This window comes from Vibrio ulleungensis (assembly GCF_016900875.1).
In the GTDB taxonomy this organism is placed as follows: domain Bacteria; phylum Pseudomonadota; class Gammaproteobacteria; order Enterobacterales; family Vibrionaceae; genus Vibrio; species Vibrio ulleungensis.
This window is the reverse complement of the sequence record NZ_JAFEUM010000001.1, coordinates 283,205-297,927: the sequence shown is the minus strand read 5'-3', so window position 1 is coordinate 297,927 and position 14,723 is coordinate 283,205. Positions and strand designations below refer to the sequence as shown.

The following is a 14,723-nucleotide window of genomic DNA, read 5'->3' as shown; positions in this document are numbered from 1 at the left end:
TACGGCTCTATATACCGATAAACATTGAATCTAACCCAATATGCTCACTTACGATTTGCACTCCAATACGAGTTACACGCCGCGATCAATTGCGCTCAATAGGAATCTTCCTATCGCACTCTAAGCTGGGTCTACATTGAGGAAGAATTTTCACATCTTTGGCAGGCTTGGGCTCACCTATATAGCCACTATTTGACAGAGATTTTTCAAAAAAAAAAGGCGAGCACAGAGGCTCGCCAAAAATTGACAGAAATAAAATTATAATTAGTTTACTTTTGCAACAGCATCTTTAACTAGTGCACCTAGTTCGTCCCACTTACCTTCGTCAATAAGGTTAGTTGGAACCATCCAAGTACCACCACATGCTAGTACAGAAGGGATCGATAGGTAGTCGTCTACATTTTTCAAGCTCACGCCACCAGTAGGCATGAATTTAACTGGGTAAACCGCTGTTAGCGCTTTAAGCATGCCAACACCGCCTGATGGCTCTGCAGGGAAGAACTTAAGTGTGCGAAGACCCATTTCCATTGCTTGCTCAACAAGGCTAGGGTTGTTAACACCAGGTACGATAGGCATATCTTTATCAAGACAGTATTGAACGGTGCGTGGGTTGAAACCAGGGCTTACGATGAAATCGACACCGGCTTCAATTGCTTCGTCTACTTGAGCGTTAGTAAGAATAGTACCCGCGCCAATCAGCATTTCTGGGAACTCTTTACGCATGATAGAGATCGCTTCAGCTGCACACTCTGTACGGAAAGTGATTTCAGCACATGGCATGCCGTTTTCAACCAAAGCACGGCCCAGAGGGATCGCATCTTCAGCTTTGTTGATTGCGATTACAGGGATAACTTTTAGGCTCGCCAGTTTGTCATTTAAAGTGGTCATATTGGGTTTCCAAATTTTAAATGGCCAGGCTAACTGGCCGTTCAACTTACATGTAAATTAAAGAATTACAGCTCAATAGTTGGCATAACTGCGCGATCGATTACCGCACCTTTATGCTGAATCACTGCACCAGCCATCACGTGGCCAGCTTTGGCAGCTTGCGTTGCAGTGCCACCAGTAAATCGCTTCGCTAAAAATCCAGCGCTAAAAGAGTCGCCTGCTGCGGTTGTATCCACAACATTCTTAACCAGTGTTGGTGCTACGTATTCAGATTTCTCTTCGGTAACAACAAGACAATCTTTGCTGCCGCGCTTGATGATTAACTCACCAACACCCATACCAAGACTGCGCTCAATACACTGCTCTACATCAGAGTCACCGTAGAGGTCTTGCTCGTCATCAAAGGTTAGCAATGCAATATCGGTACAAGACAATACGTGTGCATAGGCTTGTTGTGCTTGCTCAGCATTTTCCCAAAGCTTTGGACGGTAGTTGTTATCAAACAATACCTTGCCACCTTTCTCTGAAAACGCTTTAAGGAAGTTAAACAGAACCTCGCGACCAGCTTCAGTCAATATAGCTAGAGTGATCCCGCTCAGGTAAACCGCGTCAAAGGTCATTAGCTTATCAACAAGTGCTGCGCTGTCTGCTTGTTCAAACAAGTATTTTGCTGCGCTGTCGTTACGCCAGTAAAAGAATGTACGCTCACCTGTGTCATCGGTTTCGATGTAATAAATGCCAGGTTGCTTGTCTTCAACAGTCAAAATAAGGCTTGTGTCGATACCTTCAGCATCCCAAGATGCTTTCATATCACGACTGAATGCGTCTTTACCTAGCGCTGTTACATAGCTAGTAGAAATATTTTTCTCACCCGTTAAACGAGCTAGATACGTGGCAGTGTTTAAGGTATCACCACCAAATGCTTGTTCAAGCCGACCATCCTTATCTTGAAGCTCAACCATGCACTCGCCAATAACGGCAATGTTCATTGCTGCAGTCATCTGCTTACCTCTTAAGTTGGAGTGGTCTTATAAAAAGTCTTGACGAACTGGGTTGAAGATATCAACTAGCACGCTGTCTTGCTCTAGTGCAACAGCACCGTGCATTACATTTTTAGCGGCAAAGTAAGCATCGCCTTTCTTAAGTACTTTTTTAACACCGTCAATTTCCGCTTCGAAGCTACCTTCAGCAACGTAACCAATTTGGTCGTGGATTTCATGGCTATGAGGAGCACCGATAGCGCCTTTGTCAAACTTAACAAGGACTGCCATAAGGTCGTCAGTGTATGCTACGATTTTGCGGTGAAGGCCTTCGCCTAGATCAATCCACTCTACGTCGTCTGCAATAAAAAATGGGTTCATTGTTATCTCCTAAACCAAAACTGAATTTGTTTGTTGCCTATTACAATAAGGCATTTTAGCTAATTGTCATACAATATATCCAATAAATTGTGATTTGAATCAATATATTTTGTCAGCAAGGTTATCTAAGCCTAATTGTACTCAGTAATTACAGCCACTAACAAACATAATTTACCCCTTTAAATTCAATGCTATAGATAGACAACCGTGATGTTGATCATTATTTTTTGCGGCAATACTACCTAAAAACCTATTATTGTATTACTTTATATAGCAAAATTGACATTACGAATCCGCATAGGGTGGCCAGCAATCATGACAACACAACCAATTTTGTTAAATGAAGACGAAATCGAGGCACTTCGCAGAGAAGTCGGTACATCAACCCTAATGGGCAAAACCATCGCTTCGCACATCAAAGACGTCGAAGCATTTATGGCACTACCACTCGATGTTCCAGGCCACGGTGAAGCTGGCGGCTACGAACACAATCGTCACAAACAAAATTACACCTATATGAACTTGGCGGGTCGATTGTTCTTGGTCACCCAAGATGACAAATACGCAAAGTTTGTTCGTGACCTACTGGCGATGTACGCAGAAAAATACCTAACGTTTGATTTTCACGTTCAGAAGAACACCAACCCTACGGGTCGCTTGTTCCATCAAATTCTCAACGAGCATTGTTGGCTAATGTTTACAAGCCTAGCCTATTCTTGCGTAGCGTCCACCATGAGCGAGCAAGAACGTCAAACTGTGATCGATCGCGTGTTCGATCCTATGCTCGATATGTTTACGGTTAAGTATGGACACGATTTCGATCGTATTCACAATCACGGCATTTGGGCTGTTGCTGCTGTCGGCATCTGTGGTCTAGCAGTAGGCAAACCAGAATACCTAGAAATGTCTGTGTATGGGTTGGAGCGTAACGAAACTGGCGGTTTCTTAGCTCAAATATCTAAACTGTTTGCGCCTTCAGGTTACTACATTGAAGGACCTTACTATCACCGCTACGCGATACGTCCTTTGTGTGTGCTTGCAGAAGTGGTTCATCGCCACATGCCAGAGCTCGATATTTACAACTACAAAGATCAAGTGATCGGCAATACCGTACAAGCTCTACTCTCTACCGCTTACCCAAATGGTGAATTCCCTGCATTAAACGACGCATCTCGCACCATGGGCATTACCGACATGGGTGTTCAAGTGGCTGTAAGTGTTTACAGCAAGCACTACGGAATGAACGACAACATCCTCGGAATGGCAAAAATCCAGGACAAAGTGTGGATGCACCCTTGTGGTCTAGAGTTATCGAATGCTTACGAAGCTGCTGTTGCAGAGCGCAAAATTGGCCTACCGTTCATCCCAAGTGTCGAATTGAACGAAGGTCCAAATGGCGATCGCGGCGCACAAGGCTTTGTCCGTATGCAGGATAAGACCGGTGACGTTTCTCAGCTCGTCATGAACTATGGCCAACACGGCATGGGCCACGGCAACTTCGATACCCTTGGTATTAGTTTCTTTAACCGTGGCCAAGAAGTGCTTCGCGAATACGGCTTTGGTCGCTGGGTGAACGTAGAACCTAAATTTGGTGGTCGCTACTTAGACGAGAATAAGTCGTACGCTCGCCAAACCATCGCTCATAATGCCGTTACGGTCGATCAAACTTGTCAAAATAACTTTGACGTAGCGAAAGCAGATTCGGTGCATGGCCTTCCTCATTTCTTTAAAGTAGACGATGAGCGTATTAATGGCATGAGTGCATTTGCCAATGAACACTACGACGGTCTTGGTATGCAGCGCTCAGTATTCATGCTTAACCTTGACGAATTGGAAGCCCCGTTGCTACTGGATCTTTACCGCCTCAATGGCGAAGGCGAGCATCAATACGATTACTCTCATCAATATCAAGGCCAAGTAATCCGCACCAATTTCGATTACCAAGCGAATCAAGAGCTGCACACACTGGGTGATGATTTTGGTTACCAACACCTTTGGAACGTAGCATCTGGGCAAGTTGATGGTCCTGCACTAGTAAGCTGGTTGCAGAACAATCAGTATTACACCTGGTTGGGTACAAGCACCCAACAACAAGGTGAAGTTATCTTTACCCGTACGGGCGCCAATGACCCAAGCTTTAACTTACGCAGCGAGCCTGCGTTCCTATTACGAGCAAAAGGCAAGTCGACACTGTTTGCCTCTGTTCTCGAGACTCACGGTTACTTCAACGAAGAGTTTGAACAGTCAGTCAATGCTCGCGGCCAAGTTGACAACATTACTGTCATTGGCAGCAACGAAATTGCATCGGTTGTAGAAATTACCACCAAATCGTCTACGGTTACTGTCATGGTAAGCAACAACGCTTCGGCAACAGATGCTACAGAACACAATGTCGAATTTAACGGCAAAACTTTCAGCTGGACCGGTTTCTACTCCCTTGAAATCGCCAACCAATCTTCTCAGGAGAAATAATAATGAGCTATCAACCTCTTCTACTTAACTTTGAAGAAGCAGCGGAGCTACGCACAGCACTTGGCACGGATAGCCTATTAGGAAAAGCCCTTGCAAGGGACATCGAAAAAACAGACGCATACATGGCAGAAGTAGGCATTGAAGTTCCTGGCCATGGTGAAGGTGGCGGCTACGAGCACAACCGCCACAAGCAAAATTACATTCACATTGATTTGGCAGGCCGTCTATTTTTGATCACTGAAGATCAAAAATACCGTGACTACATAGTCGATATGCTTACTGCATACGCAAACGTCTACCCAACACTGGAAAGCAACACCAGCCGTGATACCAATCCTCCTGGCAAAATCTTCCACCAAACACTTAACGAAAACATGTGGATGCTTTACGCATCGTGCGCATACAGCTGCATTTACCACACGCTTTCAGACGCACAAAAGTCACACATCGAAACTGACCTGTTTAAGCAGATGATCGATCTATTCGTTGTGACTTATGGCCACGACTTTGACATCGTTCACAACCACGGTTTGTGGGCTGTTGCCGCTGTGGGTATTTGTGGTTACGCCATTAACGATCAAGAATCTGTCGACAAAGCTCTGTATGGTCTAAAACTGGATAAAGTGAGCGGCGGTTTCCTAGCACAGCTAGACCAACTGTTCTCTCCAGACGGCTACTACATGGAAGGTCCGTACTACCACCGCTTCTCATTGCGTCCAATCTACTTGTTCGCAGAAGCGATTGAACGTCGCCAACCTGAGCTAAAAATCTATGAGTTTAACGACTCAGTGATCCAAACAACCTCTTACGCTGTGTTTAAGACTGCGTTCCCTGACGGAACACTGCCTGCACTTAACGACTCATCAAAGACGATCTCTATTAATGATGAAGGCGTTATTATGGCTACGTCTGTGTGTTACCACCGTTACGAGCAAAGTGAAACACTGCTCGGCATGGCGAATCACCAGCAAGATGTATGGGTGCACATTGCAGGTAAAACCTTGTCTGATGACGTTGCTAAAGCCGACAACATCAAACCGTTTACTTGGGGCAGCTTGTACGTAACCGACGGTCCTAAAGGTGAGAAAGGTGGTGTGAGCATCTTGCGTCATCGTGACCAAAATGACGACGACACTATGGCGCTCATCTGGTTTGGCCAACACGGCTCTGACCATCAGTACCACTCTGCACTGGATCACGGACACTACGACGGCCTGCACCTAAGTGTATTTAACCGTGGGCACGAAGTGCTGCACGACTATGGCTTTGGTCGCTGGGTTAACGTAGAGCCTAAGTTTGGCGGTCGTTACATTCCAGAGAACAAGTCTTACTGTAAGCAAACTGTTGCGCACAATACTGTTGTTGTTGACCAGAAGACCCAAAATAACTTCAACACTGCTCTGGCAGAAAGTAAGTTTGGCTCAAAGCATTTCTTTAATGTACAAGACGAAAACTTCCAAGGCATGAGCGGTCGTATTTCTGGCTACTACGAAGGCATCGATATGCAACGTAGCGTGATCTTGGCAGACATTGAAGAGTTTGAAAAACCTCTCGTTATCGATGTATACCGCATCCTTGCTGACGCTGAACATCAGTATGACTTGCCAATGCACTACAGCGGTCAAATCATCCGTACTGATTTTGATTACCAAGTAGAAAGCACACTTAAGCCACTGGGCGAAGATAACGGTTATCAACACTTGTGGAACGTGGGTTCTGGTAAAGTCGAAGGAAGCTCACTGGTTAGCTGGTTGCACGACAACAGCTACTACAGCTTGATCACAAGCGCAAACAGCGAGTCTGAAGTCATTTTTGCTCGCACGGGTGCCAACGATCGTGACTTTAACCTTCGTAGCGAACCTGCATTCATCTTCCGTCAATCAGGCGCAAACCACGTATTTGCTTCTGTTCTAGAAACCCACGGTTACTTCAATGAGTCTATTGAAGCCTCTGTAGGTGCTCGCGGTTTAGTTGAGTCTGTAACAGTGATAGGCACAAACGATGTCGCGACAGTGGTTGAACTAAAAACAACTACTGGTAACAGCTACAACTTTGCCATTTGTAATCTTGACGAAGCACAGCAAGATGCAACGCACAGCGTAGAATTTGAAGGTCGCACCTTCACGTGGAACGGCGCATTTGCTCAAGTGTAATACTCGGGTGTAGATGTCCACAAATGAATTAGCCGAGCAATGCTCGGCTTTTTATTGGCTAAAAGATTTCTCGCCGATTGCGGCAGTACATTTTTGTTAATTAGGGAGCGTTACTATGAACACACTATTTGATCTATCCGGTAAAGTGGCCATCGTTACCGGCTGCAACACCGGTCTTGGCCAAGGGATGGCGGTGGCGCTTGCCCAAGCAGGCTGCCACATTGTCGGTGTGAATCGAAGCGATTCAAGTGACACCAGAGAACGTGTTCAGTCCAATGGCCAGTCTTATCTAGAAGTGCGCGTAGACCTTGGTGACACAAAGGTGATCGACTCCATTTTAAAAGCGACACTAGACAAGTTTGGTCGGGTTGATGTGCTGGTAAACAATGCAGGGATCATACGACGCAATGACGCGGTGGATTTTACCGAAGCCGACTGGGACGCAGTCATGGATCTTAACTCAAAATCGTTATTTTTCTTATCCCAAGCCGTTGCCAAACAGTTCATTTCTCAAGGCGAAGGGGGAAAAATCATCAATATAGCCTCCATGCTTTCTTTCCAAGGAGGGATTCGCGTACCTTCTTATACAGCGTCAAAAAGCGCTGTGCTTGGCTTAACTCGTCTAATGGCCAACGAATGGGCCAAATACGGTATATGCACCAATGCCATTGCACCAGGCTATATGGCGACGAACAATACTGAGGCTCTGCAACAAGATGAATCTCGCAATAGAGAAATCCTAGGCCGCATCCCTGCTGGCCGTTGGGGCACACCACAAGATATGGCCGGTGCGTGCATATTCTTAGCCTCTGACGCCGCCAATTACGTAAATGGCCATACACTTGCTGTCGATGGCGGATGGTTAGCGCGCTAATCAGTAGACTGTCGATACAATAATCGCGCAACATTTTCCTTACATTGCAGTTTACTAACGAAGACTCTAAGCATGGGCGATGTTGCGTAACAGACCCTATTTGACTGATAAATTTGCTAAAGGGACGCTATGCTTTCTGATTTTCACCTCTATTCTGCAAACAACAGATTTCAAATACCAGATTTCAAACAACACGAGCTTTACACATAGATTGTTGAACCAAAGTCAAAATTCGCACTCTTGTTACTAAAATATTTACATCTAGATTGGGTGATTGTTTGACGACTCTTTTATGTTTAAGTTCACTTAATTGAGCAGCAAATAGACACTGCTCGTTTTTGGTGCATCGTACGCAATAAAATACTACAAATAGTGGTTGCTTTTCACCCGACCACAATCAAACCCCCATCACACAAAACGTGAGGCAAGCGAACAAATTCGGGATCAAACGCACCATATTTGATCACCGATAGTGATCAGCACAACATTTAGTAGAACATCCATTACAATTCTCACATGTCATACAATATCATTTGTTCATCGGTTAACCTTTGTTAACACAAGGACTATAAATGAGAACTCACCAAGAAATCGCAGCTGATGCAATCCAACTCGTAACACCCGCGATTGAGCGCCTGTTTGAACGCACAAATCGTAAAGAGTTGCATATTGTAATCATGGACCCACGTGTCAAACCTTGGGAAAGCAGTTTCGAAGACGCTATTTTGCACCAAGCTTCACTTGGCTCACCGAGCGAATGGACAATCCCATTTGATCAGTTCGCACGTAAAAAAGCGCATCAAGCTTGGCGCAGCAACACATCAAATCTAAACAATCAAACGTTTCACACTTCATCACTACGAGATGACGACCTACTTTTCTTTGGTTCATTTACCTATGGAGACGTAGTTGTTGGTTGTAGTGGCGTAGAACAGTGGTACGACATGCTAATTAGCGGTTGGATTGCAGTCGCATTCGAACAGCTATGTATGGCGGAGTACCAAACCAATAAAACCCAAAACCCTACTCAAACTTATAAAGGCGCATAGTTATTGCGCTTAAATCAAAACAACAAAATGTAAACACAAGGACAGAGCTATGAGCAAATTACTTAAAACCCTGCTTGTTGCAGCTGGCATCATGATGTCAGCCTCTACAATTGCTGCAGACTACCCTACGAAAAACATTCGATTGGTCGTTCCATTTGGTGCCGGTGGTGGTACTGATGCTGTTGGCCGTACACTCGCAAACTCAGCCAAAGACATTCTTGGCCAAAACATTGCGGTAATGAACCGTACTGGTGGCGCAGGTGCTGTAGGCATGAGCTTTGGTGCACAACAGCGCGCTGACGGTTACACACTTACCGTTGTTACCCGTGAAATCGCATCACTACCTCAAATGGGCCTAATGCAACACGACGCAAGCGACTTTAAACTGATTCGTCTTGTTAACCTTGATCCAGCAGTTGTACTTGTTCCTGCGGACAGCCCATTCAACACCATCAACGACCTTATAGCTGAAGCGAAAAAAGGCGAAGGTAAAGTTAAATTCGCATCGACTGCAGCGCCAAACTTTTACTTGATGGCTCTTGAAAAAGATCAAAACATCAAACTTAATGCAATCCCTTACAACGGTGCTTCAGAAGCAATCCCAGCAGTACTTGGTAAGCACACTGACGTAACTATGGTTACTCCTGGTGAAGCAATTGCTCAGCTACGTTCTGGCCAGCTAAAAGCATTAGGTGTTATGTCTGAAGATCGTATCTCTTACATCCCTGACGTACCTACTCTTAAAGAGCAAGGCGTTGATGTAACGACAGGTACATGGCGTGGTATTGGTGCTCCAAAAGATACTCCAGATGAAATCATCGAGATCCTTGGTAAAGCATTTGACGAAGCAATGGCAACTGAAGAGTTCAAAGAGTTCATGGCTAAAGGAGCTATGACTATTCACCCAATGAACGCTGAAGAGTTTACTTCTTTTGTAGAACAAGATGCTAAATCACTTGGCGCTCTAATTAACTAAGAAATACACAATTTTGGAGCACCCCTTTGGTGCTCCAACTTTTTTGTGGGGTAAGTACTATGAACAATAGAAATATTGTCTTCCCATCTATTGTGATTGTATTAAGTGCAATCATCCTATTTGTTATTGGCCAGTTTGCTGAGCCACGTTTTCAAGATGCCAGTGTCGACGCTAAGTTTTTTCCAACGGTGATCGCCATCGGCCAAATCCTTCTCTGTATTGCTCTTATCATTCAACACAAACTTAAGAAGTCTCCTGAGCAGCTGGACCCTCTAGTCAGCAAAATGGCCACCTACGCTGTTGGTTTCATTATTGGTTACGCACTGCTCATCTCTCAAATTGGCTATCTGTTTGCGAGCTTGGTTGCTTTTACAGTGTATTTACTATTTTTCAAAGTCAAAAAACCTCTCTACTACATTGTGGCATGGGTATTTGTTGGCTGTGTTTACTATCTATTCGGCGAAGTGTTCTATATTGCACTTCCTGAAGGCCGATTCTATTAAGGAGGCGCTATGTTAGAACATCTTATTAATGGCCTCTTTACTGCCTTTAGTCCTGAAATTTTACCTATCTTAATCTTTGGTGTTGTCGGCGGTATCGTCCTCGGTGCTCTGCCTGGATTAACCGCGACGATGGGTGTGGCGATTTTGCTGCCATTTACCTTTGGCATGGAATCAACAGCCGCTCTAGTAATGCTGATTGGTGTTTACATCGGTGGTATCTACGGGGGCTCGATCGCTGCTATCTTGCTTAAAACGCCGGGTACCCCAGCGTCAGCCGCGACCGTTCTCGATGGGCATACTTTGGCAGCGAAAGGCCAAGCAGCACGTGCGCTTAGTATTTCCGCGGTTGCGTCGTTTGTTGGCGGTTTGATCAGTACCATAGTGCTGATTGCTATTTCTCCGCTGTTGGCGAACTTCGCCTTGCGATTCAATGCTCCAGAATATTTTGCACTCGCGCTATTTGGCTTAACCATAATTGCCAGTGTATCATCGCAAAATATATTAAAGGGTCTACTTGCCGGTACTATTGGTCTATTGGTTTCTACCATCGGCTTAGACCCAATCAGCAGTGTGCCTCGCTTCACTTTTGGTGTCATGGATCTATACAGTGGCGTAAACGTCATTCCTGTACTTATCGGCCTGTTCGCGTTGTCGGAAGCAATTAACCAGATCGAAAAGATCATCAAAGAGAAACAAGCTGAAGTACCTAAGTTTGATCACAAACTGATGAGCAAACAAGACCTTAAAGACATGATGCCGACCGCGGTTAAAAGTGGTTTGTTAGGCACATCGATTGGTTCTGTTCCTGGTGCTGGCGCCGATATTTCGGCCTTTGTCTGCTACAACGAAGCCAAGCGTGTCTCTAAAAACCCGAACGAATTCGGTAAAGGATCTGTGCGTGGCCTTGCAGCAGCCGAAGCGGGTAACAACGGTGTAACGGGCGGTTCATTAGTACCGCTACTAACCTTAGGCGTACCTGGTGACGCGGTAGCCGCTGTATTGCTTGGTGCATTGATCGTACAAGGTTTGACCCCTGGTCCGCTTCTGTTCGCTCAAAACCCTGACGTGGTTTACGGTGTATTCAGCTCAATGCTGGTTGCCAATGTGGTAATGCTTCTTGTCGGTCTTCTCGGTATTCGATTCTTCTGTCGAATCATTGAGGTGCCTAAGCTGCTCATGATTCCTATCATCATTTTCTTGTCTGTCGTTGGCGCATACGCCATCAACAACTCGATGTTTGATGTAGGTATTGCAATCAGCTTTGGTATTCTGGGTTACCTATTGGGCAAACTCGAGATCCCATCATCGCCAATATTGTTAGCGATAATCTTGGGCCCAATGGCTGAGACAAACTTACGTAAAGCGTTGCTGATGTACGATAACTCATGGTCATTCTTATACGACCGTCCTATTGCACTAGGCTTTATTTTGCTGTCTGTTTTCTCTGTATACTCTACATACAAAATGAAAAAGAAAGCTCAAGTCCCGCAAGAGCAATAACGTACTCATCGCGACCCCTACTTCGCCCACTGTCATGACAGTGGGCGTTTTTATTTCTATCTAAAAATGTGATCCATTAAGGTGGCTTTGGACTATAACTAACTCATATAAAGGAGATAACAATGAAATGGATACTTCTCGTTGGCACTGCTTGCCTGTGGTTTACACAATTAAGTCATGCTGCAACTTACGTGCGTTACCAAGCCGGTGACGACATTCAATACGCTGAGCGTCGTGGTGATGCCCTCTACCCTATTTCGGGCGATATTTTCAGTTCCTTCGAAGTAAGCACAAACAGCCTACCAATTGATGACGTTGAATTGCTCTTACCTACTCAGCCTGAAAAAGTGTTCGCCGTTGGAATGAATTTCGCTAGTCATTTGGCCTCACGCTCTAGCGCGCCCCCACCGATTTTTTTGAAACTTCCCTCGTCACTTGCTGTGTCGGGAGAAAAACTTTTAATGCCATCAGATGCGACAAACGTTCACTTCGAAGGGGAGTTGGTGCTGGTAATCGGTAAGACATTGACGGAAGCAAATGAATCTGAAGCCAGTGCTGCCATCTTTGGCGTCACCGCGGGCAACGATTTGACCGAGCGAAATTGGCAAGGCAGTGACCTACAATGGGTACGAGCCAAAGCGTCAGATGGGTTTGGACCTATCAGCCCCGAGATCATTACAGATATCGACCATACAGACGTCGTCATAACCACTAAGCTCAATGGCAAAACCGTTCAGCAAGAAAGTACTAAGAACATGATCCACAGTGCAGCTAAAGTTGTTAGCTATCTCAGTCAATACTACACGCTTAAGCCAGGAGACTTGATTTTTATGGGTACACCAGGGCGTACAAAGGCGCTCTCAGATGGTGACGTGGTTGACGTAAGCATTGGCAATTACACACAAGTTAGTAATCAAATTGCGTTTTAGCGTCAATGAGATAAGTGTTGCGTGCGCAAAGTGATAGCTATCTCTCGAAGCCGTTATTTTGGGTTAATCATTAAGTAGTATATCTGTAACAGATCGTTTCTATTAACGATAGAACAGGTTACTATACGGGCAAATATTCTGTAAAAATGTTGAGTAATGGCACAACAAGATTCTAACTTGGTCATGGTAGAAATAGACCGACTAGTTCCTGGTATGTTTGTCTCTGCCATTGAGCAAGGCAAACGTATCGATCTAGCGTCTCCGGGCCGAGTATCTTCCGACAAAGCGATCCAAAAACTGCGTGCTAGCAAAGTGCAGTTTGTGTGGGTTGATGCGAGTCGATCCGCCAAAGGCGTTAAAGTTGTGGAGTATGTTCCTCCAGTTAAACCTGCGCCAGTTGAAGAAGCCAGTAAAACCCCGAAAAAGAAAGTCAGCCGAGAAATCAGCCAAAAGCGAGCCAAGAGCTTAATTATAGAAGCGAAAGGTCTCGTTAATAAACTGCTTATCCAAACCAAAGCCAACCAAGAGATGGATATTGGTTTGGTCGCCGACCTTTCTGATGAAATGATAGATTCTGTTCTGTACGCGCCAGATGCCATCAAATGTATGGCCGCACTGCGTCAAAAAGACAGCTATTTATTAGAGCACTCTATCAATGTTGCACTGCTTCTTGTCACCTTTGGCCGCAGCTTAGGATTTGAACGTGAAGAGCTTAAGGCCCTATCCATTGGTGGTCTCATCCATGACATTGGCAAAACCCAAATTAGAGACGACGTGCTGCTTAAACCTGGCAAATTAACCCCCGAAGAGTTTGAGCATATTAAGCTGCATCAGGTGTACGCGCAGCAGCAACTTAAAACCATGGATAACTTGGACGAGATTAGCCGCAATGTGTGTCTAATGCACCACGAAAAGCTTGATGGCAGTGGCTACCCACTAGGGTTAACGGCCGACCAAATGCCAATCTATGGCCGTATGAGCAGTATCGTTGACATCTACGATGCACTGACAGCGGATCGAGTTTATAAGCAAGGCATGTCGTCTTCTGAGGCCTTTAAGATATTGCTAAAACTAACCCCAAATCACTTAGACGCTGATTTGGTGTACAAGTTTATCAACTGCATAGGTATCTACCCGGTAGGTTCGCTGGTCGAGCTCAGTGATGGTCGTGTAGGCATTGTATGGACAGGAAACGACAACCAACCGCTTAAGCCTGAGATAAAGTGCATTTACTCGAATAAGTACAAACGTTTTATCGACGTGTCGCTTATTAACCTTAAAAATAGCTCTGTAACTATCAGCAAAGCGATTTCACCCAATACGCTTAACTTCGATGTAGCGCCTTTTTACGATTAGTGGGCCCTACTGCTACACAGTCTAACTATTCCCCGAGTTAACATCTAAGCGTTTTAAAATAAATAATGGCCAACTTTACGTGGCCTTTATTTTATCTAAGGCTTTGCCTGGGCAATTACCACTAATGAATCTTTTTTGGCAAATTCGCCATAGGATTGGATATTAACAACCCTAAAGTCACGCTCAAACAGTTCTTGTAGTTGCGACTGCTTGTAATACTGAAAGTGCAACTCATGGAAGACTTCAAACCCTTCACCGGCCCAAAAAGTGTGTACTAACCAACCTTTAGGGTTCAATTTTTCGCGCTGCTGTTCTAATGACTGTTTTAGCTCATCGATGTCTAAGTGGTGCAGTACTTTATTGCTGTAGATCACATCAAATTTTGGGGCGTCTGGCAAAGATGTCGCGTCCAAATAAACAAAATGATGAGCAGGATAATGGCGACGCAAATGCACCAAAAACGGCTCTGAACAATCCGAGCCAGTATAATCAAAGTGTTTGTTAAGAAATGGGATGTCATTGCCTGGGCCAGCGCCAAGTTCAAGAAGCGAACCTTGCATGGGGATCGAGACTTGGATGATCCGCTCTAACGACACACCATCGTACTCGGTACATGAAGCGATATAGTCAGCCACATTTTTTGCATCATGGTAAAACGACAT

At 45.0% G+C, this 14,723-nt stretch carries 13 protein-coding genes; 9 read left to right on the top strand and 4 right to left on the bottom strand.

The features are described 5' to 3' along the window. Positions 1-264 precede the first annotated feature (264 nt). From JQC93_RS01565 to JQC93_RS01555, 3 genes are all read right to left on the bottom strand, one after another. Positions 265-888 carry a bifunctional 4-hydroxy-2-oxoglutarate aldolase/2-dehydro-3-deoxy-phosphogluconate aldolase gene (locus tag JQC93_RS01565; RefSeq protein ID WP_084888629.1) on the bottom strand — a complete coding sequence of 208 codons (624 nt, stop codon included), beginning with the start codon at positions 886-888 and terminating at the stop codon, positions 265-267. 65 nt (positions 889-953) lie between these two features. After that, entirely contained in the window at positions 954-1,889 is a 936-nt protein-coding gene (kdgK, locus tag JQC93_RS01560) for a 2-dehydro-3-deoxygluconokinase (RefSeq protein WP_236009228.1), read from the bottom strand. 27 nt (positions 1,890-1,916) lie between these two features. Beyond that, positions 1,917-2,249: a cupin domain-containing protein gene (locus JQC93_RS01555; RefSeq protein WP_084888631.1), complete on the bottom strand. Its 333-nt coding sequence runs from the start codon at positions 2,247-2,249 to the stop codon at positions 1,917-1,919. Between the two features lie 315 nt (positions 2,250-2,564). On the opposite strand from JQC93_RS01555, the gene JQC93_RS01550 reads away from it, so the two are divergent. The 9 genes from JQC93_RS01550 (at position 2,565) to JQC93_RS01510 (ending at position 14,061) form a co-directional block, all read left to right on the top strand. After that, the gene (locus JQC93_RS01550) at positions 2,565-4,721 is read left to right on the top strand and encodes a heparinase II/III domain-containing protein (protein ID WP_205156711.1); all 2,157 of its coding nucleotides are present in this window, start codon (positions 2,565-2,567) and stop codon (positions 4,719-4,721) included. A gap of 2 nt (positions 4,722-4,723) precedes the next feature. Next, complete coding sequence (locus JQC93_RS01545) at positions 4,724-6,874, top strand: heparinase II/III domain-containing protein (RefSeq protein ID WP_205156710.1); 2,151 nt, start codon at positions 4,724-4,726, stop codon at positions 6,872-6,874. Positions 6,875-6,989: 115 nt separating this feature from the next. Beyond that, positions 6,990-7,748: a 2-dehydro-3-deoxy-D-gluconate 5-dehydrogenase KduD gene (gene kduD / locus JQC93_RS01540; protein WP_205156709.1), complete on the top strand. Its 759-nt coding sequence runs from the start codon at positions 6,990-6,992 to the stop codon at positions 7,746-7,748. 572 nt (positions 7,749-8,320) lie between these two features. Continuing rightward, positions 8,321-8,797 carry a hypothetical protein gene (locus tag JQC93_RS01535; RefSeq protein ID WP_205156708.1) on the top strand — a complete coding sequence of 159 codons (477 nt, stop codon included), beginning with the start codon at positions 8,321-8,323 and terminating at the stop codon, positions 8,795-8,797. A gap of 49 nt (positions 8,798-8,846) precedes the next feature. Then, positions 8,847-9,773, top strand: coding sequence for a tripartite tricarboxylate transporter substrate binding protein (locus JQC93_RS01530; RefSeq protein ID WP_205156707.1), 927 nt, complete (start codon positions 8,847-8,849; stop codon positions 9,771-9,773). Positions 9,774-9,832: 59 nt separating this feature from the next. Continuing rightward, on the top strand, positions 9,833-10,276 hold the full coding sequence (locus JQC93_RS01525) for a tripartite tricarboxylate transporter TctB family protein (RefSeq protein ID WP_205156706.1): 444 nt from the start codon (positions 9,833-9,835) through the stop codon (positions 10,274-10,276). A gap of 9 nt (positions 10,277-10,285) precedes the next feature. After that, on the top strand, positions 10,286-11,776 hold the full coding sequence (locus JQC93_RS01520) for a tripartite tricarboxylate transporter permease (RefSeq protein WP_205156705.1): 1,491 nt from the start codon (positions 10,286-10,288) through the stop codon (positions 11,774-11,776). A 122-nt stretch (positions 11,777-11,898) separates the two neighbouring features. Further along, positions 11,899-12,705: a fumarylacetoacetate hydrolase family protein gene (locus JQC93_RS01515; RefSeq protein ID WP_205156704.1), complete on the top strand. Its 807-nt coding sequence runs from the start codon at positions 11,899-11,901 to the stop codon at positions 12,703-12,705. Between the two features lie 156 nt (positions 12,706-12,861). Continuing rightward, positions 12,862-14,061, top strand: coding sequence for an HD-GYP domain-containing protein (locus JQC93_RS01510; protein ID WP_205156703.1), 1,200 nt, complete (start codon positions 12,862-12,864; stop codon positions 14,059-14,061). Positions 14,062-14,156: 95 nt separating this feature from the next. Here JQC93_RS01510 and JQC93_RS01505 read toward each other — a convergent pair whose 3' ends face one another. Continuing rightward, on the bottom strand, positions 14,157-14,723 hold the full coding sequence (locus JQC93_RS01505) for a class I SAM-dependent methyltransferase (RefSeq protein WP_205156702.1): 567 nt from the start codon (positions 14,721-14,723) through the stop codon (positions 14,157-14,159).

Bases quoted from the DNA above. Each gene is read 5' to 3' on its own strand.
- JQC93_RS01525 (WP_205156706.1), top strand. From the start codon at position 9,833: ATGAACAATAGAAATATTGTCTTCCCATCTATTGTGATTGTATTAAGT.
- JQC93_RS01530 (WP_205156707.1), top strand. From the start codon at position 8,847: ATGAGCAAATTACTTAAAACCCTGCTTGTTGCAGCTGGCATCATGATG.
- JQC93_RS01565 (WP_084888629.1), bottom strand. From the start codon at position 888: ATGACCACTTTAAATGACAAACTGGCGAGCCTAAAAGTTATCCCTGTA.
- JQC93_RS01555 (WP_084888631.1), bottom strand. From the start codon at position 2,249: ATGAACCCATTTTTTATTGCAGACGACGTAGAGTGGATTGATCTAGGC.
- JQC93_RS01520 (WP_205156705.1), top strand. From the start codon at position 10,286: ATGTTAGAACATCTTATTAATGGCCTCTTTACTGCCTTTAGTCCTGAA.
- JQC93_RS01510 (WP_205156703.1), top strand. From the start codon at position 12,862: ATGGCACAACAAGATTCTAACTTGGTCATGGTAGAAATAGACCGACTA.
- JQC93_RS01505 (WP_205156702.1), bottom strand. From the start codon at position 14,723: ATGTCGTTTTACCATGATGCAAAAAATGTGGCTGACTATATCGCTTCA.
- JQC93_RS01515 (WP_205156704.1), top strand. From the start codon at position 11,899: ATGAAATGGATACTTCTCGTTGGCACTGCTTGCCTGTGGTTTACACAA.
- JQC93_RS01535 (WP_205156708.1), top strand. From the start codon at position 8,321: ATGAGAACTCACCAAGAAATCGCAGCTGATGCAATCCAACTCGTAACA.
- JQC93_RS01550 (WP_205156711.1), top strand. From the start codon at position 2,565: ATGACAACACAACCAATTTTGTTAAATGAAGACGAAATCGAGGCACTT.
- kdgK (WP_236009228.1), bottom strand. From the start codon at position 1,889: ATGACTGCAGCAATGAACATTGCCGTTATTGGCGAGTGCATGGTTGAG.
- kduD (WP_205156709.1), top strand. From the start codon at position 6,990: ATGAACACACTATTTGATCTATCCGGTAAAGTGGCCATCGTTACCGGC.
- JQC93_RS01545 (WP_205156710.1), top strand. From the start codon at position 4,724: ATGAGCTATCAACCTCTTCTACTTAACTTTGAAGAAGCAGCGGAGCTA.